The sequence below is a fragment of the Anaerobacillus sp. ABD4_527 genome (genome assembly GCF_056160805.1).
The window spans coordinates 366197-386439 of sequence record NZ_JBSWXZ010000001.1; the positions used below are offsets into that span (position 1 = coordinate 366197).

18 protein-coding genes are annotated in these 20243 nt (G+C 42.1%); all 18 read left to right on the forward strand.

Translation table 11 applies throughout. From position 1 onward, the window contains the following. Window positions 1-405: 405 nt before the first annotated feature. The 18 genes from ACXAHI_RS01900 to ACXAHI_RS01985 all read left to right on the forward strand — a co-directional run bounded on the left by ACXAHI_RS01900 (window position 406) and on the right by ACXAHI_RS01985 (window position 20137). The gene (locus ACXAHI_RS01900) at window positions 406-1503 is read left to right on the forward strand and encodes a BMP family lipoprotein (protein ID WP_474845509.1); all 1098 of its coding nucleotides are present in this window, start codon (window positions 406-408) and stop codon (window positions 1501-1503) included. 123 nt (window positions 1504-1626) lie between these two features. Continuing rightward, window positions 1627-3156, forward strand: coding sequence for an ABC transporter ATP-binding protein (locus ACXAHI_RS01905; protein ID WP_474845511.1), 1530 nt, complete (start codon window positions 1627-1629; stop codon window positions 3154-3156). A gap of 2 nt (window positions 3157-3158) precedes the next feature. Further along, a complete protein-coding gene (locus ACXAHI_RS01910; RefSeq protein ID WP_474848043.1) occupies window positions 3159-4211 on the forward strand; it encodes an ABC transporter permease in 1053 nt (350 codons plus the stop codon). Beyond that, window positions 4212-5174, forward strand: a complete 963-nt coding sequence (locus ACXAHI_RS01915) for an ABC transporter permease (protein ID WP_224882198.1) — start codon at window positions 4212-4214, stop codon at window positions 5172-5174. Window positions 5175-5559: 385 nt separating this feature from the next. Next, window positions 5560-6837: an EF-P 5-aminopentanol modification-associated protein YfmF gene (yfmF, locus tag ACXAHI_RS01920; protein WP_474845513.1), complete on the forward strand. Its 1278-nt coding sequence runs from the start codon at window positions 5560-5562 to the stop codon at window positions 6835-6837. A gap of 2 nt (window positions 6838-6839) precedes the next feature. Beyond that, a complete protein-coding gene (yfmH, locus tag ACXAHI_RS01925; RefSeq protein ID WP_474845515.1) occupies window positions 6840-8123 on the forward strand; it encodes an EF-P 5-aminopentanol modification-associated protein YfmH in 1284 nt (427 codons plus the stop codon). Window positions 8124-8172: 49 nt separating this feature from the next. Beyond that, window positions 8173-8883: an elongation factor P 5-aminopentanone reductase gene (gene ymfI, locus ACXAHI_RS01930; RefSeq protein ID WP_474845517.1), complete on the forward strand. Its 711-nt coding sequence runs from the start codon at window positions 8173-8175 to the stop codon at window positions 8881-8883. A gap of 71 nt (window positions 8884-8954) precedes the next feature. Beyond that, on the forward strand, window positions 8955-9209 hold the full coding sequence (locus tag ACXAHI_RS01935) for a DUF3243 family protein (RefSeq protein ID WP_474845519.1): 255 nt from the start codon (window positions 8955-8957) through the stop codon (window positions 9207-9209). 158 nt (window positions 9210-9367) lie between these two features. Beyond that, window positions 9368-10153: a DUF3388 domain-containing protein gene (locus ACXAHI_RS01940; RefSeq protein WP_270181898.1), complete on the forward strand. Its 786-nt coding sequence runs from the start codon at window positions 9368-9370 to the stop codon at window positions 10151-10153. Between the two features lie 17 nt (window positions 10154-10170). Beyond that, window positions 10171-11088 (forward strand): helix-turn-helix domain-containing protein, encoded by a 918-nt coding sequence (locus ACXAHI_RS01945; RefSeq protein WP_474845521.1) that lies wholly within the window; start codon window positions 10171-10173, stop codon window positions 11086-11088. Between the two features lie 136 nt (window positions 11089-11224). Beyond that, window positions 11225-11803: a CDP-diacylglycerol--glycerol-3-phosphate 3-phosphatidyltransferase gene (gene pgsA / locus ACXAHI_RS01950; RefSeq protein WP_474845523.1), complete on the forward strand. Its 579-nt coding sequence runs from the start codon at window positions 11225-11227 to the stop codon at window positions 11801-11803. Window positions 11804-11893: 90 nt separating this feature from the next. Next, on the forward strand, window positions 11894-13123 hold the full coding sequence (locus ACXAHI_RS01955; RefSeq protein WP_474845525.1) for a competence/damage-inducible protein A: 1230 nt from the start codon (window positions 11894-11896) through the stop codon (window positions 13121-13123). 11 nt (window positions 13124-13134) lie between these two features. Then, window positions 13135-14703, forward strand: coding sequence for a DEAD/DEAH box helicase (locus tag ACXAHI_RS01960; RefSeq protein ID WP_270181902.1), 1569 nt, complete (start codon window positions 13135-13137; stop codon window positions 14701-14703). Window positions 14704-14882: 179 nt separating this feature from the next. Further along, on the forward strand, window positions 14883-15926 hold the full coding sequence (recA, locus tag ACXAHI_RS01965; protein ID WP_270181903.1) for a recombinase RecA: 1044 nt from the start codon (window positions 14883-14885) through the stop codon (window positions 15924-15926). Between the two features lie 374 nt (window positions 15927-16300). After that, the gene (gene rny / locus ACXAHI_RS01970) at window positions 16301-17863 is read left to right on the forward strand and encodes a ribonuclease Y (RefSeq protein ID WP_270181904.1); all 1563 of its coding nucleotides are present in this window, start codon (window positions 16301-16303) and stop codon (window positions 17861-17863) included. 102 nt (window positions 17864-17965) lie between these two features. Then, a complete protein-coding gene (locus ACXAHI_RS01975) occupies window positions 17966-18760 on the forward strand; it encodes a TIGR00282 family metallophosphoesterase (RefSeq protein ID WP_270181905.1) in 795 nt (264 codons plus the stop codon). Window positions 18761-18866: 106 nt separating this feature from the next. Beyond that, entirely contained in the window at window positions 18867-19127 is a 261-nt protein-coding gene (gene spoVS, locus ACXAHI_RS01980; protein WP_066231967.1) for a stage V sporulation protein SpoVS, read from the forward strand. 86 nt (window positions 19128-19213) lie between these two features. Further along, entirely contained in the window at window positions 19214-20137 is a 924-nt protein-coding gene (locus ACXAHI_RS01985) for a dipeptidase (RefSeq protein ID WP_474845527.1), read from the forward strand. Window positions 20138-20243: the final 106 nt, after the last annotated feature.

Sequence of the window (20243 nt, forward strand, 5' to 3'; positions counted from 1 at the left end):
GCCGAGACCGGGGTGTGGGTTTCACCTCGGGCTTGGACGTTCGTCCGCGGAAAGCATGCGATCGTCATCGACTACGGCATTGGGAGCTCAGAATAATAACTTAGGTTTCTCGACAAGCTGAGAAGCACAGTCCATAAGGACTATGCTTCTTTTTTTTGCGAAAAAGTCGGCGAAGGAGGAGAATTCACCTCCGATTTTAAATATTAGTAATCGAGCTTTTTTTCAAAAAACTATTTATTTATCTTATTAATAATGGTATAGTTATGTCGAAAAATGACTTATTTTTCAAATCGTTTTCATACAAGGATATTTTATCCAAAAATATTTTGATCACTATGAAAACGGATACAAACTTGTTCCTAGCTTGCTAGGCTTAAGTTAATTACCATTGGGGGGATTAAGAAGATGAGAAAGAAGTATGGATTTATGATGTCAGCTGTTTTAGCTGCGGGTACGCTGTTATCAGCGTGTGGTTCGAACGACACGAGTGGTGAGAACGCTGGCGGTGGTAGCGGAGAAGGAGACAAAAATAACTTCAAAGTTGCTATGGTTACAGATACTGGCGGTGTAGATGATAAGTCCTTTAACCAATCAGCTTGGGAAGGCCTACAAGAGTTTGGTGGAGAGAATGGACTAGAAGAAGATAAAGGGTACAAGTACGTACAATCTACTGCAGCGAGTGATTATCAACCGAACCTATCAGGTCTTGTGCGTGATAACTATGACTTGATCTTCGGAATTGGATTTTTAATGCAGCAAGATATTCAAGCGATTGCACAGCAAAAGCCTGAATCTCAGCTAGCTTTAGTAGATAGTGTAGCAGTTAACGAGAGTGGCGAGCCTCTAGAGAACGTAGCAAGTATTACATTTAAAGAACATCAAGGTTCATTCCTAGTTGGAGTTATCGCTGGAATGCAAACTAAATCAAATAAAGTAGGCTTTATCGGTGGAGTAGATTCCGAGCTTATCAAGAAATTTGAGAGTGGATTTAAAGCAGGAGTTAAATCTGTAAATCCTGACGCTGAGATCTTCGAACAGTATGCTGGTGACTTTAACGCAGCTGAGAAGGGACAAGCAATTGCTGGAACACTTTACGATAAAGGTGCAGATATCATTTATCATGCTGCAGGTGGAACAGGAAACGGCGTGTTCACTGAAGCGAAGAACCGTGCGAAAAACGGAGAAGAAGTATGGGTTATCGGTGTAGACCGTGACCAGCATGAAGAAGGTATGCCTGAGAACGTAACGCTTACTTCTATGGTTAAGCGTGTTGATACTGCAGTTATGGAAGTTTCAAAACAAACGATGGAAGATAACTTCCCAGGTGGTAAAGTAACAGAGTTTGGTCTTGAAGAAGACGGTGTAGGTATCGCTGAAACACAAGAAAACGTTTCTGAAGAAGCATTGAAAAAAGTAGAAGAGTATAAAGAGAAGATCCAGAGTGGCGAATTAGAAGTACCTAAAACTGACGAAGAATACGAAGCGTTCGAAAGCTCTCTATAAGGAGAATCGACCTGACAACGTCGGTTCTGGAGAAAGTCTCATCTTGAAAATAGCATGTCGAAGGCTAGTACTTTCATAGGCTAGCCTTTGTTTTATGTTAGCGCATAAGGGAGTGAAATCTGTATGGAGTATGTTATTGAAATGAGAAACATTCGTAAGGAGTTCCCTGGAATTGTTGCGAATGATAATATCACCCTTCAGCTGCAAAAAGGCGAAATACACGCTCTTCTTGGTGAAAACGGTGCTGGAAAATCAACTTTGATGAACGTTTTATTTGGACTTTATCAGCCTGAAAAAGGTGATATCTATGTTCGGGGAGATAAGGTTAAGATCACAGATCCAAACATAGCAAATGAGCTTGGGATCGGAATGGTACACCAACACTTTATGCTTGTAGAAAAGTTTACGGTTACTGAAAATATTATTCTAGGAAACGAACCAACAAAGCAAGGGCAGGTCAACTTGAAAGAAGCTGAAAAAGAAGTAGAAGCCATTTCAAAACAATATGGTCTTGCAGTCGATCCTACTGCAAAAATAGAAGACATTTCCGTTGGTATGCAGCAGCGAGTTGAAATCCTCAAAACACTTTATCGCGGTGCGGATATCCTGATTTTTGATGAGCCCACTGCAGTTCTAACACCACAGGAGATCAAAGAGTTGATCGAGATCATGAAGAAATTGATTTCAGAAGGAAAATCGATCATCTTGATTACTCATAAGTTAAAAGAAATTATGGAAGTATGCGATCGATGTACTGTAATAAGGCGTGGTGTAGGAATTGGAACGGTCGACGTTTCTGAAACGAACCCGGACGATTTAGCTTCGATGATGGTAGGTAGAGAAGTGAATTTCTCAGTTGAAAAACAACCTTCACAACCAAAAGAAAGCGTTTTAGAAGTACAAAACCTCGTCGTAGAAGATGCCAGGAACGTGCCAGCTGTGAACGGGCTAAACATCTCGATTAAAGCTGGAGAAATCGTCGGTATCGCTGGGGTAGATGGAAATGGACAATCTGAACTGATCGAGGCGATTACAGGCCTCAGAAAAACAAAATCCGGCAACGTTATGCTAAAGGGAAAAGACATCACGAACTGGAAACCACGTCGTGTAACTGAAAGTGGTCTTGGTCATATCCCTCAAGATAGACATAAGCATGGCCTTGTATTGGATTTTTCAATTGGCGAAAACATGGTCCTTCAGACCTACTATAAAAGACCTTTTTCGAAAAATGGAATCCTTAACTTTTCTACGATTGTAAATAAAGCGAAGTCGTTGATCAGTGAGTATGATGTTCGTACTCCTAGTGAATCAACACCAGCGAGAGCATTGTCGGGGGGGAATCAGCAAAAAGCGATTATCGCAAGGGAAATCGACCGTAGTCCAAATCTCCTAATTGCAGCACAGCCGACTCGTGGACTAGACGTGGGCGCGATCGAATTTATCCACTCGAAGTTAATAGAGGAACGAGACAAAGGAAAGGCCGTACTCCTCATCTCGTTCGAACTTGATGAAATCATGAACGTAAGTGACCGTATCGCTGTCATCTACGAAGGGAAAATCGTTGCGATCGTAAAGCCGGAAGAAACGACCGAACAGGAACTTGGGTTACTTATGGCCGGCGGAAAGCGGAAAAAGGCTGGTGAGACATCTTGAAAATACTAAATGGGAAATGGTCAGGAATAACAGTCCCGCTTCTATCGGTAATGCTCGGTTTATTCGTCGGCGGAATCATTATGCTAGTGAGCGGTTACAACCCTTTCGTAGCATATGCTGCCCTTTTTAACGGAATCTTTTCAAATACGTATGTTCTTGGAGAAACGATTCGTCAAATGACGCCCCTGATCCTCTCAGGGATCGCAGTTGCGTTTGCTTTTCGTACTGGACTTTTCAACATCGGTGTTGAAGGGCAACTTTTAGTAGGATGGTTAGCATCTGTGTACGTTGGTCTTCAATTTGAAGGATTAAGTCCATTCGTTCACATTCCGCTAGCGATTTTGGCAGCTGGAGTGGCTGGTGCAATCTGGGCATTTGTGCCTGGTTTATTAAAAGCAAAATATCACGTTCATGAAGTAATCACAACGATTATGATGAACTATGTTGCGCTTCATGTAGTCAATGCCATCATTCGTACTTATCTTCTAGCACCTGGGGAAAGAACAGAAGAAATTCATCAATCTGCGTCACTTCAATCAGCATTTCTTGAAAGTGTCACAGACTTCTCGCGACTACATTATGGCATTATCGTCGCGATTATTGGTGCGATCATCATGTGGTTCTTACTATGGAAAACGTCTACAGGCTACGAGCTAAGAGCTGTAGGATTCAATAAGTATGCATCAGAATATGCCGGTATTAACGTGCGTCGTAACATCATCCTTTCCATGGTCGTTTCAGGTGCATTTGCAGGAGCTGCAGGTGCGATGGAGGGACTTGGAACATATGGATATATGACGATCATGCCAGCCTTTACTGGAGTAGGATTCGATGGGATCGCAGTTTCATTGCTCGGTGCCAATAGTGCACTAGGTGTCGTGTTAGCTGCTGCTTTGTTCGGAGGATTGAAAATCGGTGCTTTGAACATGCAGTCTGTTGCACAAGTGCCAACTCAGCTCGTTGAAATTGTTATTGCCATGATTATTTTCTTTGTTGCATCAAGCTATCTCATTCACTGGATCAGCAATAGGGTGAACAAAAGGGGGAAAATTTAAATGGATGTGATGCAGATTCTACAAATCGTCATTCCTGCAGCTATCTTTTCAGCCGCTCCCCTGATCTTCACCGCATTAGGTGGTGTATTCAGTGAACGGTCCGGTGTTGTTAATATCGGTTTGGAAGGCTTAATGCTAATGGGAGCATTTACTGGAGCATTATTCACATACTTAGGGGAACAGTGGGGAATGGGTGCAGCTTCACCTTGGTTCTCACTGATCGTCGCAATCATTATCGGAGCGCTGTTTTCACTAATCCATGCGGTTGCAAGTATTTCGTTACGAGCGGACCAAGTGGTAAGTGGTGTAGCACTTAACTTTCTAGCAGCAGGACTTGCGATCTTTTTAGTGAAGAAGATCTTTGATGCAGGTCAGACGCCTATCATTCAAGAACGTATCTATAAAACGAATGTACCGTTTTTAAGTGACATTCCTTTTATCGGACCACTATTTTTCTCAAATGCTTACTATACGTCTTACATCGCGATTGCTCTTGCTGTTCTTGTTTGGTGGGTGATCTATAAGACGCCGTTCGGTTTGCGCTTACGTTCTGTTGGGGAACATCCGATGGCTGCAGACACGATGGGAATCAACGTAACCAAAATGCGCTATGTTGCCGTGATGCTAAGTGGTGGATTTGCGGGGCTAGGTGGAGCTGTTTATGCAACATCTATCGCAGGTAACTTCAGTCATGCAACGATTTCTGGCCAAGGGTTCATGGCACTTGCAGCGATGATATTCGGTAAGTGGCATCCTCTTGGTGCAATGGGAGCAGCTTTATTCTTCGGACTAGCTCAGTCACTGAGTATTACAGGGCAACAAATTCCTGGGCTAAAAGAAATTCCTGAAGTTTACCTCCTCATCTCACCATATGTCTTAACAATCCTCGCACTAGCAGGACTCGTTGGACGAGCAGATGCACCAAAAGCAATCGGTCAACCTTATGAAAAAGGTAAACGTTAGGTGAAAGTAAGAACCCTCTACATTTGTGGAGGGTTCTTTTTGTATGGCAGCTAGTAAACTGATCAGAAATATTAGTTTAGACAATAAAAAATGATTTTGGCTAATAAAACGCGATTTTGGACAATAAAAATAGATTTTAGATAATAAAAGAAGAATTTGGACAATAACGTGTTGAGTAGTTGTGAAGTTGACCTGGTTTGATATGAATAATGAACACAAAAAGCGTGTTCTTTCATAAAGCCTCCAGCGCTTGTCGGTCCTAAACGGCTACTTCCGCTTTTCAAGTGTTAATTACTTACACATTGACACATACTATGGTATAAAGGGAATAAGAATTGGTTTCCTGTGTTGGAAAACGATGGAGAGATGAAAAGGAGTGAGTTGTATGGCAATTATCCCTCATGAGAAGAGCTCATGCGGCGGTTTAACGCTACATAAGATTCAGACTGAGAAGTATAAGACGACCACTGTGGTGTTGCAGTTTAAGTCTCGGTTAAGCGAAGATACTGTGACGAAGCGTGCACTTCTGCCATATGTGCTTCAAAGTGGAACGGAAAATTATCCGTCCTCGAAGGCTCTTCGTACGGAGCTTGAAAAGCTTTACGGTGCAACGTTAGGTGTGGATTTAGCAAAGAAAGGCGACTTCCATATCATGACGTTTAGAATGGATTTTGCCAATGAGAAGTTCCTATCAGAGGATAAACCACTTCTAGAGAAAGCGCTTAGTTTGTTTGCAGAAGTGGTGATGAACCCTAAGAAGGTCGATGGGGCTTTTGATTCTTCAATCGTCGATAAAGAAAAACGTACGCTTAAACAGCGTATTCAATCGATCTACGATGATAAGATGAGATATTCCAATATGAGACTTACAGAGGAAATGTTCCCAAATGAGGCTTTTGGTCTGCATGTGTATGGAGTAAAAGACCAAATTGATGGCATCGATGCGAACAACTTATTCGAGTATTACGAAAAAGTTTGTAACGAAGACGAAGTTGATCTCTATATCGTTGGAGATATAGACGAAATTTCCATCAAGGATTTAGTAACGGATCTATTTCCTTTTAATGAAAGAACGCAATCTTCAACAGACATTACTGAAAAAGCATCGCTAGAAGTGAAAGAAAAAGAAGTGAAAGAAGAGCAGGAGATCAAGCAAGGTAAGCTCCACATGGGCTTTCGGTCTGGGATTAGTTACGCAGATGACGATTATTATGCACTTCAAGTGTTTAACGGAATGTTTGGAGGCTTCTCTCATTCGAAACTGTTTAGAAACGTTCGAGAGAAAGAGAGCCTTGCTTACTACGCGGCATCAAGATATGAAAGTCATAAAGGCTTGATTATCGTCATGTCTGGTATTGAGTTTAAGAACTATAATAAAACAGTCGACATCATCAAAGAACAGTTAACTGCAATGCAGAATGGCGATTTTAATAATGGTGAAATGAAGCAAACGAAAACAATGATTCGAAATCAGCTTCTCGAAACAGTAGACGACGCAAAAGGAATGGTAGAGCTCCTTTATCATGGCGTTGTTTCTCAGAAGCTTCGATCGCTAGAAGATTGGCTGGACGGAATCGATGCGGTCACTGAAGAAGATATTAAAAAGGTAGCGGCTCAAGTAAAGCTCGACACCGTGTATTTCTTAAAAGGGGAGGAGGCATAGAGATGAGAACTATTCCATTTAATCAGCTACAGGAAACCCTTTACCATCAAACGATGGATAACGGCCTTGATGTGTATGTACTCCCAAAGAAAGGGTTTAATAAAACATATGCCACGTTTACGACGAAATACGGTTCCGTCGATAACCATTTCGTTCCATTAAATGGCTCTGAAGATGTAAAAGTTCCAGATGGAATCGCTCATTTTCTTGAGCATAAACTATTTGAAAAAGAAGATCGTGATGTTTTTCAGGATTTCAGTAAACAAGGTGCATCCTCAAATGCGTTCACTTCGTTTACGCGAACGGCTTATCTTTTTTCAACAACCCAAAATGTGATGCAGAATCTTGAGACGCTTGTCGATTTCGTTCAAGCTCCTTATTTCAGCGACAAAAGCGTAGAGAAAGAAAAAGGCATTATCGGGCAAGAGATCGAAATGTACAACGATAACTCTGACTGGCGTGCATATTTTGGCGTGATCGAAAACATGTTCCATAAGCATCCTGTGAAAATTGATATCGCTGGTACGGTTGACTCGATCGCTAAGATTACAAAAGAGTCTCTTTATACGTGTTATGAGACGTTCTACCACCCTTCTAACATGCTGCTCTTTGTCGTTGGAAACGTTGATCCTGAAGAAATCATGACGTTTGTGGAAAGTAACCAGGCTTCAAAATCATACAGTGATCAACCACCGATCGAGCGTTTCTTTGATAATGAGCCTGAGAGCGTGGCAGAGAAGAAGAAGGTACTGCCGATGTCCGTTCAAGTGGCGAAGTGCCTCGTAGGATTTAAGGAACCTAATCCTGGCCGTCAAGGGAGAGAACTTCTAAAGCATGAGCTTTCGATCAATCTTGCCCTCGATTTGATGTTCGGTCAAAGCTCTGAGAATTATGAAGCATTGTATAATGAAGGACTGATCGACCAAAGCTTTTCTTATGATTTTACAGAAGAAGAAAAGTTCGGTTTCTCAGTAATGGGAAGTAACACGAGTTCTCCAGATGAACTTGCCGATCGATTGTATAAGATGGTTCAAGACTTTTCTAAGAATCCGATCGATGAGAGCCAGCTTGAGCGTATACGAAAGAAAAAGATCGGAAGCTTTTTAAGAGCTCTGAACTCACCAGAATTTATCGCAAATCAGTTTACACGTTACCGCTTCAACGACATGGATCTTTTTGAAGTTGTTCCGGTACTTGAAGAATTGACTGCGAAAGATGTAGAAGCTGCCGTGAAAAACCATTTCAAAGAAGAGTCATTTACGGTATGTCAAGTAGTTCCGAAGTAAAAAAAGCACCCGCGCGGTGCTTTTTTTAACGTAGAAAGGGAGAGTAGTGATGAAGAACGTTTTGATTACTGGAGCAAGCGGGGGGATCGGGCGAGCTACGATGATGGAGTATGTACATAGGGGCTATCGCGTTTATGCTCATTTTCATTCGAACGAAAGAATTATTAAGGAACTAATGGCTGAATATCCGAATGCAGATATTATTCCTGTGCAAGCAGATTTATCTAATAATGCTGATCTAGATCACGTGTATCGAATTGCTGAGAAAGTCGATACGTTGATCTTAAATGCCGGATCAAGCTTTATTGGACTTTTAACAGATATGGATGATGAAGACATCGATCACATGATCACGCTGCAGTTAACGTCTTCGGTCAAGCTTGCGAAACATTACTCATCATCGATGGTGCAACAAAAAAGTGGAAGTATCATCGTCGTCTCATCCGTATGGGGGGCAACCGGTGCATCTTGTGAAGTGGTGTATTCCACTGTAAAAGGTGGATTGAATGCCTTTGTGAAAAGCTTTGCGAAAGAACTCGGACCAAGCGGAATTCGTGTGAATGCAGTTGCTCCAGGGTACATTTCAACAAGTATGAACGATTCTCTATCGAGTGAGGATGAACAAAATTTGATCGATGAGATTCCTTTAGGTCGAGCGGGAACACCTGAAGAAGTCGCAGGCGTTATTACGTTTCTAGATTCCACGAACTCATCATATATAAGTGGACAAATTATTTCTGTTGATGGAGCTTGGATTTAAAAAGATCAGTGCATAATTGGAATCCCTTCTAGACAACATATAGGTGATGACCTAGTAAAGGAGGGACAAAGATGTCTGTACTCGATAACTTTGATAGCTGGAAGGGTTTTCTGCATGACCGCCTATCTCAAGGTCAACAGCAGGGACTTTCTCAAGAAGTAATCTCTGATGTTGCATACCAAATCGGCGGTTATTTAGCTGATGGCGTTAAAGCAAAGAATGAAGAAGAACAGTTACTAGCTGATCTATGGCATGTTGCTGATGAAGAAGAACAGCATGCGATTGCCAACATGATGGTGAAACTTGTTCAAGGTCAAAATAAATAATAAGTGCGAGAGGGGTGCTATCACCCTTCTTTTTTTATTTATTTACCAATGCAGACAAGAAAAGTAAACAAAATAGTGAATCATCTCTTTTAACCTTACCTAAAATCATTTATGATTAAATAAACATAGGAAAATGTGTAGGTGTAAGGAGTTGCTATATGGAGAAGAAGGAATGGTACTTGGAATACGAAATACACAAAAATAGACCGGGTCTTCTCGGTGACATAGCATCATTATTAGGTATGCTCGGGATTAATATCATCACGATCAATGGTGTTGACAATCAGCGAAGAGGGATGCTATTACTCGTTGAACAAATTGAACAGATCGAGCGGTTAGAATCGATTTTGAACACGATGGACAACATTACAGTAACCAAGCTACGGGAGCCAAAGCTTCGTGATCGACTCGCTGTCCGTCATGGCCGATACATACAGCGTGATGCAGATGATAAGAAGACGTTTCGATTTATTCGAGATGAGTTAGGATTACTCGTTGATTTTCTTGCGGAAATCTTTAAGCAGGATGGCCATAAGCTCGTTGGCATCAGAGGTATGCCGCGAGTTGGAAAAACAGAATCGATCGTAGCATCAAGCGTTTGTGCGAATAGAAGATGGGTTTTTCTTTCGTCCACGATGTTAAAGCAAACGGTACGTCAGCAAATAGCTGATGATGAGATGAATAGCGACCATATTTTTATCATCGATGGAATCGTATCTGCTAAGAGGTCTTCTGAGAAGCATTGGCAATTGCTACGTGATATGATGAGATTACCTGCAACGAAGGTTGTAGAACATCCAGATATTTTTGTGAGAGAAACAGAGTATACGATGAATGATTTTGATTATATAATTGAATTGCGTGATGATCCAGAGCAAGAGATTACATATCAAGTTATCGACAATCAAGCTTCTGGGTTTTCGGGTGGTTTTGACTTTAATTAATTGGTAGGTGTTTTCCATTGACAGAGCTAGGTCAACGATTGAAGAGTGCTCGAAACGATAAAGATTTATCGCTCGATGAAATTCAATCCATTACAAAAATTCAAAAACGTTATCTTCTTGCAATAGAAGAAGGGAACTACGAACTGCTTCCAGGTAATTTTTATACGCGTGCATTCATTAAAAACTATGCGGAAGCAGTTGGCCTTCACGGTGAAGAACTGCTGGAGGAGTATGCCTCAGAAATACCAAAATCAAACTCAGATGTACCAGAAAACCTTCCCCCTAGGCGTACGAGACCGACTGTTCCAAGTAAGCCAAACAGGTGGTCATCCGTATTTCCTTCCGTTCTTGTTATCTTATTGATTATAGGGGTGGCCTGTATCATATGGTTTGTCGTTCAAGGAAATGATGCGACAACAAGTCAAAACGGTGCGTCGAACCAAACAGAAGAGCAGGTCTCGAGCGACGAAAATAGTGGAAATGCTCCTGCATCTGATGAAGTGAAAGACGAGCCAAAGGATGACTCGAAAGAAGAGCCAGCAGCTGACGAAGAGCCTTCAGCCGAAGAGGAAAAAGAGTCTGAAGAAAAAGAAGAGCCAGAAGAGGAGCCAGCTCCTGCAATGGAAATCAATAAAACAGAAGGCAATGCTTCTAGTTCAACATATGAAATTACAAATGCCGAGAAGTTTGAGATTACCGTTGAAGCAAAAGGAAGTAGCTGGGTTGCCTTAATCGGTGGAGATAATAAGAAATATATCTATGAAAGCCTTAAGAAAGATAAAAAGGTCACTCATGATTTAACGAACGTAGCTTCTGCTTCCTTACGAATCGGCAGTTCGCCAAACATTACCGTTCTTGTAAACGGTGAGAAGATCGATATCCCTAACGAACCAGTAGTCCAGAATGTTACCTTTAATTACAAAAAAGCAGAGTAGCAGCTTGGGGGTCATCTTTCTTGAGATGGCCCCTGCTTCTTTTAAAAAGGATCTGGATATGTTTTCCTTTGTGGTCTTAGGGAACAATGATAGAATAGATAACGATTTTGCTAAATGATCTCTAGGAGGAACACACGTGAACTTGCCTAACAAAATTACAGTATCTCGAATATTTCTAATCCCTGTTTTTCTTCTATTCTTATTAGCGCCACTTCCGCTAGGAGAAACCGAAATTGCAGGTGCACTCATTTCAAATTCTCAGCTTATCGCTGCCATTATTTTTATTGTGGCTTCTGTAACCGACTGGGTGGATGGTTACATCGCGAGGAAGCATAATCTCGTTACGAATCTTGGGAAGTTTCTTGACCCGCTAGCTGACAAGTTACTTGTTACATCTGCTTTTGTTTCACTAGTAGAGCTCGGATCAGCTCCTGCTTGGATCGTAGTATTCATCTTGAGCCGTGAATTTGCAGTAACAGGACTTCGACTCGTTGCGGCATCTGAAGGTGAGGTTCTTGCTGCGAGTAATCTCGGTAAACTCAAAACTTGGATTCAAATCGTAGCGATCTCAGCACTGTTGATCAATAACATACCGTTTGAAGCGATAGGATTTCCTTTTGCAACGATTTCCCTATGGGCTGCGTTAGTCATCACAGTTTATTCAGGATGGGATTATTTTAATAAGAACAAAGAGATTCTACTAAAGTCTCGTTGATGTCAAAAAGGAACAGACTCTTCTGTTCCTTTTTGTCTCCCGCAACATATAAAGGAACTATGCTTAAGTTTTGAGGAGGAGCGTTAGCTTATGAATGCAGAGATTATTGGAATTGGCTCAGAATTATTATTAGGACAAATCGCTAATACGAATGCTCAGTTTATTTCGAGGCGTCTTGCAGACCTTGGAATAAATGTGTTTTACCACACTGCTGTTGGGGATAATAGCACTCGTCTTAAACAGGCGATCGAAGTTGCTGAGGGGCGTTCAGATTTATTGGTATTCACTGGAGGGCTAGGTCCTACGAAAGACGATCTCACGAAAGAAACGATCGCGAATGCTCTTTCAAAAAAGCTCGTTTATAACCAGGAAGCAATGGATAACATCGAAGCATACTATAAGAAGACTGGTCTCACCATGTCAGAGAATAACCGTAAGCAGGCTCTTGTCATCGAAGGGTCTACTGTTCTTCCAAATGATAATGGGATGGCACCTGGAATGGCATTCTCGAATAATGAGTGTACATATATGCTGTTCCCAGGACCACCTAAAGAACTTTATCCGATGTTCACAAATTACGCTGAACCATTTTTGTTGAAGGAAATGAAGCAGGAGGAGAGAATTATTTCTCGCGTCCTCCGTTTCTATGGTATCGGGGAATCTAGCCTAGAGACTGAGCTTGAAGATTTAATCGATCAACAGACGAATCCAACAATTGCCCCGTTAGCTGGTGATTTGGAAGTAACGCTAAGACTAACTGCTAGAGCTGCTTCTGAAGAAGAAGCGAGTAAGCTGATCGAAAAGACAGAGAAAGAAATCCAGAAAAGAGTTGGTAAGTATTTTTATGGGTACGATCAGACCTCTCTCTCGTTGGAAGCATTCTCTCTATTACAAAAGCAAAACTGGACGATCGCTGTTGCAGAAAGCCTCACAGGAGGTATGTTCAGTCAGGAGTTCACGAGTATATCCGGAGCTTCATCGCTTTTTTATGGGGGAATTGTGTGTTACTCTAACGAAGTAAAACAGAAGGTGGGCGTCTCATCTGAAACGCTTTCTTCTCACGGCGCTGTTAGTGAAGAATGTGCGATCGAACTTGCTAGAAGTATCAAGAATACGTATAACACAGACATCGGCATTAGTTTCACCGGCGTGGCCGGACCTGACTCAATTGAAGGAAAGGAAGCCGGCACTGTTTTTATTGGAATGGCATCTCCTCGTGGTGAGGAAGTCATTTGCTTAAAGCTTGCTGGTAATCGAGATGCTATCCGAAAACGAACAGTAAAATATGGATTTAATACATTATTGAAGCTAGAAAGGTGAATTACGGACGTATGAAGAATTTTGAAGACTTTGATTTATCACCAGAAGTAAGAAAAGCGGTTCTAGAAATGGGGTTCAAGGAGGCTACTCCTATACAGGAAAAGGCTCTTGAACCAATTTTAGAAGGTAGAGACATGATTGGCCAGGCTCAAACAGGAACTGGTAAGACCGCTGCGTTCGGTATTCCTCTCGTTGAGAAAGTATCGAAGCGAGGCGGACCGGAAGCGATCATCTTAACGCCAACAAGAGAGCTCGCAATTCAAGTTGCGCTTGAACTTCAGAAGATTTCTCGTTACAAAGGTTTAAATGTCCTGGCTGTATATGGTGGAGAACCGATCTACCATCAAATCCGTGCTCTAAAAAAAGGTGTCAATATCGTCGTAGGTACACCAGGGCGTATGCTCGACCACTTGAAACGAAAAACGCTACGAACGGACCACGTTCATACAGCAATCCTAGATGAAGCCGATGAAATGTTGGATATGGGCTTTATCGACGACATCGAATTGATTCTTAAGCAACTACCTGACAAACGCCAGTCTTTACTGTTTTCAGCTACGATCCCAGCACCGATTCGTAAGCTTTCAGGAAAGTACTTGAAGGATCCGCTTACGATTTCCGTTTCAAAAGGTGATGTGACTGCAGATACGGTTGAGCAGGTCTATTATCGAACGTTCGATAGTGAGAAATTCGATACGCTCTGTCGTGTTATTGAAAATGAACAAGTTCGTCTCGGTATTATTTTCACAAAAACAAAAAAGGGCGCTTCTCAGCTGACGGAGTCTCTTAAAAAACGCGGCTATCGTGCAGAGGAGCTACACGGAGACCTTACACAACAGCAGCGTACACGTGTTATGAAGCAGTTTAGACGTTCGCAGCTTAACTTCTTAGTTGCGACAGATATTGCAGCTCGTGGTATCGACGTAGCGCACGTTAGTCACGTGATCAACTACGACATTCCAGAAGATCCTGAGCGCTATGTTCACCGAATAGGGCGTACGGGTCGAGCTGGAAACAAAGGTGTTGCATTAACGTTAGTCACACCTAAAGATATGCGTTTTCTACAGTCGATCGAATCAAAGATCAAGTTGAACCTATCAGCAGAGCCACTCCAAGATGAAACGGTCGACCTTGAGAATATCGTTAAATCTGTTGAAAAGCAGATGAAGTCACTCAAACAAGATTCGACTGCTAGTGAAATTGCAGATTTGCTTCTTTCTAAATACGATGCACATAGCGTCGTTCAGTCACTTCTTGAGAATGCCATCGAGGAGAAACAAAACACGACGCCTTCTGAGTACAACTTCGGTGAAACAGGCGGACAAAACGGCATGGTTCGTTTCTTCTTAAACGTCGGAAGAAATATTGACCTGCATCCGAAAAAGCTTCTTGAAGAGCTTTCAACACTTGCTGGTGTAAACACATCAACTGTTGGGAGAATCGATATCTTTGAAAAGTTCTCTTTCTTTGAAGTACCTGAAGACGTAGCACCGTTCGTATACGAAGCACTTCGAGCAGGCGGAGTAAGTGGTAAATCAATCCACCTTGAACCTGCAAAACCTCAAAAAAGCAGAGTATAATGCCAGGCGATCAGCTCAAGAGCTGATCGTTCTTCTTTTTAAAGTACCTATGGTAAGCTAGAATGGCGAAGTAGAAGAAGTCGATATAAAAAAAGACGAATAAATGTTCGGTTTTCTATTGGCAAATCGTCTAAAAAGAGATATGATAGTGATAGTTTAATAACGAGGAGGAATTTTTCGTGAGTGATCGCAAAGCTGCCTTAGATATGGCATTGAGACAAATAGAAAAACAATTCGGTAAAGGATCGATCATGAAGCTTGGCGAACAAGCTGAGCAGCGTGTTTCCACAGTATCCAGTGGTTCACTTGCTCTAGATATTGCTCTTGGTGTAGGTGGATATCCAAGAGGTCGTATTATCGAAGTTTACGGACCTGAATCTTCAGGTAAAACGACTGTTGCACTTCATGCGATCGCAGAAGTTCAGCGCGGTGGCGGTCAGGCTGCTTTCATTGATGCAGAGCACGCTCTTGACCCGGTATATGCAGAAAAGCTAGGCGTTAATATAGATGAACTATTGCTTTCACAGCCGGATACAGGTGAGCAAGCGCTTGAAATCGCTGAAGCACTTGTGCGAAGTGGAGCAGTAGATATGGTGGTCGTCGACTCTGTAGCAGCACTAGTTCCTAAAGCCGAGATCGAAGGGGAAATGGGAGATGCACACGTTGGTCTTCAAGCACGTTTGATGTCTCAAGCGCTTCGTAAGCTGTCTGGAGCAATCAGTAAGTCGAAAACAACGGCTATCTTTATTAACCAGATTCGTGAAAAAGTAGGGGTTATGTTTGGTAACCCTGAAACAACGCCAGGTGGAAGAGCACTTAAATTCTACTCTTCTGTACGTCTTGAAGTTCGTCGTGCAGAAACGCTCAAGCAAGGAAATGATATGGTCGGAAACAAAACACGTATTAAAGTTGTAAAGAACAAAGTAGCACCTCCATTTAAGCAAGCTGAAGTGGACATCATGTATGGTGAAGGAATCTCTATGCAAGGTGAAATCCTTGATATTGGTTCTAACCTTGAGATCGTTCAAAAGAGTGGAGCATGGTTCTCATTCGAAGGCGAACGTCTAGGACAGGGTCGTGAGAATGCGAAGCAATTCTTGAAGGAAAACCCTGCAATTCAAGACGAAATCAATGCACGTGTTCGCGCGCATCATAACTTAGATGCTGATAAGCAGGTGGACGAAACAGCTGCTGGACAAGATTCACTTCTTGAAGATGAGTAAAATAAACCGAGCCGATCGAATTCGATCGGCTCTTTCTTATTAGATAAAGGTGCATATCATAGATGATGTTCCTATGAAAACTAGTAAAAACGTCTAGCATAGGAAATGTTGGCAATACTAGGAATCACCTTATCTTGTTAAATGGTAAGGAAAAATGAGTAACAAAGAGGGATTTAAAGCAATTTCACCTTCTGACACTCTCTTGACAACCTGAATGGTGAAAGCTACAATATTAAGTGTATAATTATAATTTTCTAGCAAAATTATAACTTTACTTTAACACATGAAATGTGCTGGATTGAAATCTTGCAAGTGGTACTAAGAACTAACATGACAGCAAACCAACAAGTTAATAGCAGGAGGAGGTGAGTTCGATGGATATATTTATCATCATCTCCACTGTGCTTGTCTCTGTAATCGTCGGAGCAGTTGTTGGATTTCTTGTTCGCAAAACGATTGCTGAAGCGAAGATCTCCAGTGCAGAATTAGAAGCGCAACGGATTATCAGAGAAGGTAAAAACGATGCGGAAGCTATGAAGAAGGAAGCTTTGCTCGAAGCGAAGGATGAGAATCATAATCTTCGTGTTGAAGCAGAGCGTGAAATTCGTGAACGCAGAAATGAGTTACAAAAACAAGAGAATCGTTTGGTTCAAAAAGAAGAGGTCCTTGATCGAAAAAGTGAGACTCTAGACAAAAAAGAGGATTCCCTCGAAAGAAGAGAGGACGCTCTCGCCAAAAAACAACGACATATTGAAGAGATGGAAAGCAAAGTGGAGGAGATGCTTCAAGAGCAACAGCGTGAACTGCAGCGGATTTCCGGTTTAACTAGGGAAGAAGCGAAGCAGATCATCATGCGTGAAAGTGAGCAGGAACTCGAACATGAACTTGCGCAGATGGTAAAAGAGCGTGAGTACAATGCGAAAGAAGAAGCTGATAAGAAAGCAAGAGAGGTCCTTTCCCTTGCGATTCAGCGCTGTGCAGCAGATCACGTAGCAGAAACGACGGTATCCGTTGTTAACCTGCCAAATGATGAGATGAAAGGTCGAATCATTGGTCGTGAAGGCCGAAACATTCGAACTCTTGAAACGCTGACTGGGATCGATCTTATCATCGATGACACGCCGGAAGCAGTTATTCTTTCCGGTTTTGATCCGATTCGAAGAGAGATCGCACGAAATGCTCTGGACAAACTCGTACAGGATGGTAGAATTCACCCAGCGAGAATTGAAGAAATGGTCGAGAAATCTCGCAGGGAAGTGGATGAATACATTCGAGAAGTAGGAGAGCAGTCCACGTTCGAAATTGGGGTACATGGGCTACATCCAGATCTGATCAAAATTCTTGGTCGTTTGAAATTCCGTACAAGTTACGGACAGAACGTATTGAAGCATTCTATGGAAGTTGCGTATTTAACTGGACTGATGGCAGCTGAACTTGGAGAAGATGTGCAGTTAGCTAGACGTGCAGGTCTCTTACATGATTTAGGTAAAGCGATCGATCATGAAGTTGAAGGAAGTCACGTTGAGATTGGCGTTGAGCTTGCAACGAAGTATAAAGAGCATCCGGTCGTCATTAATGCGATTGCATCACACCACGGTGATACGGAAGCTACTTCGGTTATCGCGACACTTGTTGCAGCAGCGGATGCACTTTCCGCAGCTCGTCCAGGTGCACGTCGAGAGACACTCGAAACGTACATTCGACGCCTTGAAAAACTCGAAGAAATTTCTGAGTCGTTCGACGGTGTTGAAAAGTCATTTGCGATTCAGGCTGGTCGTGAGATTCGAATCATGGTTAAGCCAGATATCGTAGATGATGTAACATCCTACAGACTCGCAAGAGAAATTACCAAAAAAATCGAAAATGAACTCGACTACCCAGGACACATTAAAGTCACGGTCATTCGTGAAACTAGGGCAGTAGAGTATGCGAAATAATAAAGCGATGCCTCGTGCATCGCTTTATTTATTTCTATAAAGCTTAAAAAGCGACGAAGCATTTGATAAACTAAGTAAGACTAGACAGATTGGAGTTGTATTATGAAGATATTATTTATTGGAGATGTTGTTGGATCGCCGGGGCGAGATATGGTATCTCACTATTTACCTCGTTTAAAACGAAAGTACAAACCGACTTTTACGATTGTAAACGGTGAAAACGCTGCTGGAGGAAGAGGAATTACTGAGAAGATTTACCGTAATTTCCTAGAGTCGGGAGCTCAAGTCATCACGATGGGAAACCATACGTGGGATAATCGAGAAATCTTCGAGTTTATCGACCGTGCGCCAAAGCTTGTGCGTCCAGCGAACTTTCCGGAAGGTACACCGGGAAACGGTTCTACGATCGTTAATATAAATGGTACGGAAGTTGGCGTCATCAACCTACAAGGAAGAACGTTTCTTCCTGCAATCGATGATCCATTTACAAAAGCGGATGAACTTGTAGAGGAAATGAGAAAGCGTACGTCCGTTATCTTTGTGGATTTTCACGCTGAAACAACTAGCGAGAAGCTGGCGATGGGCTGGTATTTAGATGGAAGAGTGTCTGCGGTAATCGGAACGCACACTCACGTTCAAACTGCAGATGAACGGATTTTACCTCAAGGGACAGCTTATTTGACTGATGCTGGGATGACGGGACCGTATGATGGTATTCTTGGGATGGAGAGAGAAGCCGTTATTAAAAAGTTCCTAACAACGATGCCCGTAAGGTTTGAAGTAACCAAAGGTCGGGAACAACTTAGTGGGGTCTTTTTAACAGTTGACCCAAAAACTGGAACAGCTAAAGCTATCGAACGAATTGCAATCAATGAAGATCATCCATTCTACGAATAGGTTTGAAAGCTTGAAAAATTAACGGAATCAGCAGGAATACAAGCTTATGGCAAGGAATATAGTCTAGAGTGGTAATGGATGCTCAAATTAAGGAGGGGCTTTCAAAATGGAAATCTTAAAAGTTTCAGCAAAATCCAATCCAAATTCTGTAGCTGGTGCACTTGCTGGCGTCCTGCGAGAGAGAGGTAATGCTGAGATTCAAGCAATTGGAGCAGGAGCGCTTAACCAAGCTGTCAAAGCTGTAGCAATTGCAAGAGGATTCGTAGCACCGAGCGGAGTTGATCTCATTTGTATCCCTGCTTTTACCGACATTCAAATTGATGGCGAGGAACGAACGGCTATCAAGTTAATTGTTGAACCGCGATAAGTGATTCCGTTAAGATAACCTGTTTGTTTTTACAAACAGGTTTTTTTATACGGTTTAGAGAAATACATAGGCATTGGAGGATATCTATGAAAATATACGATGCACATTGTGATGTACTAAGTAAGATGTGGAATGATCCTTCACTCTCATTTCTCGATGGAGCAGACCTTCATACGAACTTACAGCAAATGAGAAGTGCGGGAGCCGGTTTGCAGCTGTTTGCGATTTATATACCAGAAAGCGTACCAGATGCTGCAAAGTTTGATTGTGCGCTCGAGATGGTCGATATTTTTTATGATCGTATCATAAGACCATACGATGACGTTGTAGCCGTTTATTCAAGGGAAGAAGCGAGACGATTACCTTCTGGTAAGATTGGCGCGATGCTCACGTTAGAAGGCTGTGACGCGATTGGTAGAGAGATTACGAGGTTAAAGACACTCATTAGACTTGGCGTACGTTCAGTAGGGCTGACATGGAATTATGGAAACGCCGCTTGTGATGGGATTCTTGAAACACGCGGTGGAGGGCTTACTGATTTTGGTAAGCGTATCGTTCGATTACATAATGAAAATGGTATTTGGACAGACGTGTCCCATTTATCGATACAGGCATTTTGGGATGTGTTAGAGGAAACAGATCTTATTATCGCTTCTCATTCAAACGTAAAGAAAATATGTACGCATCCGAGAAACCTTGATGATCAGCAGCTAAAGGCTCTTATTAAGAAAGATGCAGTCATAGGCGTTACGTTTGTACCGAAGTTCCTTCGAAACGATCGGAATGCGAGCATCGCAGATATTTTACATCATATCGAATACATCGTGTCACTCGGTGGAGTTGCTAATATTGCGCTTGGTTCAGATTTTGATGGCATCGATCAAGTACCTAGAGACTTAAGAAGTTATGGAGATTACCCAAAGTTGATAGAGGAATTACGTATGCGATATTCGAATAAGGAAGTGGAAGGCTTTTTATGGAGGAACTTGCAAGAACGAATCCCTTCTTAAGGTAGAAATTAACAATATAAATATGATAGAGCAGGGAAAACCGTTCCTATTTCGAACTAGTACTATATGCAAGTGATTCTCTCACTAGACTAGAAAGGGTGGGGCA

Coding starts and splice junctions, on each gene's coding strand:
- ACXAHI_RS01900 (WP_474845509.1), top strand. CDS start 406: ATGAGAAAGAAGTATGGATTTATGATGTCAGCTGTTTTAGCTGCGGGT.
- ACXAHI_RS01905 (WP_474845511.1), top strand. CDS start 1,627: ATGGAGTATGTTATTGAAATGAGAAACATTCGTAAGGAGTTCCCTGGA.
- ACXAHI_RS01915 (WP_224882198.1), top strand. CDS start 4,212: ATGGATGTGATGCAGATTCTACAAATCGTCATTCCTGCAGCTATCTTT.
- yfmF (WP_474845513.1), top strand. CDS start 5,560: ATGGCAATTATCCCTCATGAGAAGAGCTCATGCGGCGGTTTAACGCTA.
- yfmH (WP_474845515.1), top strand. CDS start 6,840: ATGAGAACTATTCCATTTAATCAGCTACAGGAAACCCTTTACCATCAA.
- ymfI (WP_474845517.1), top strand. CDS start 8,173: ATGAAGAACGTTTTGATTACTGGAGCAAGCGGGGGGATCGGGCGAGCT.
- ACXAHI_RS01935 (WP_474845519.1), top strand. CDS start 8,955: ATGTCTGTACTCGATAACTTTGATAGCTGGAAGGGTTTTCTGCATGAC.
- ACXAHI_RS01940 (WP_270181898.1), top strand. CDS start 9,368: ATGGAGAAGAAGGAATGGTACTTGGAATACGAAATACACAAAAATAGA.
- ACXAHI_RS01955 (WP_474845525.1), top strand. CDS start 11,894: ATGAATGCAGAGATTATTGGAATTGGCTCAGAATTATTATTAGGACAA.
- ACXAHI_RS01960 (WP_270181902.1), top strand. CDS start 13,135: ATGAAGAATTTTGAAGACTTTGATTTATCACCAGAAGTAAGAAAAGCG.
- rny (WP_270181904.1), top strand. CDS start 16,301: ATGGATATATTTATCATCATCTCCACTGTGCTTGTCTCTGTAATCGTC.
- ACXAHI_RS01975 (WP_270181905.1), top strand. CDS start 17,966: ATGAAGATATTATTTATTGGAGATGTTGTTGGATCGCCGGGGCGAGAT.
- spoVS (WP_066231967.1), top strand. CDS start 18,867: ATGGAAATCTTAAAAGTTTCAGCAAAATCCAATCCAAATTCTGTAGCT.
- ACXAHI_RS01985 (WP_474845527.1), top strand. CDS start 19,214: ATGAAAATATACGATGCACATTGTGATGTACTAAGTAAGATGTGGAAT.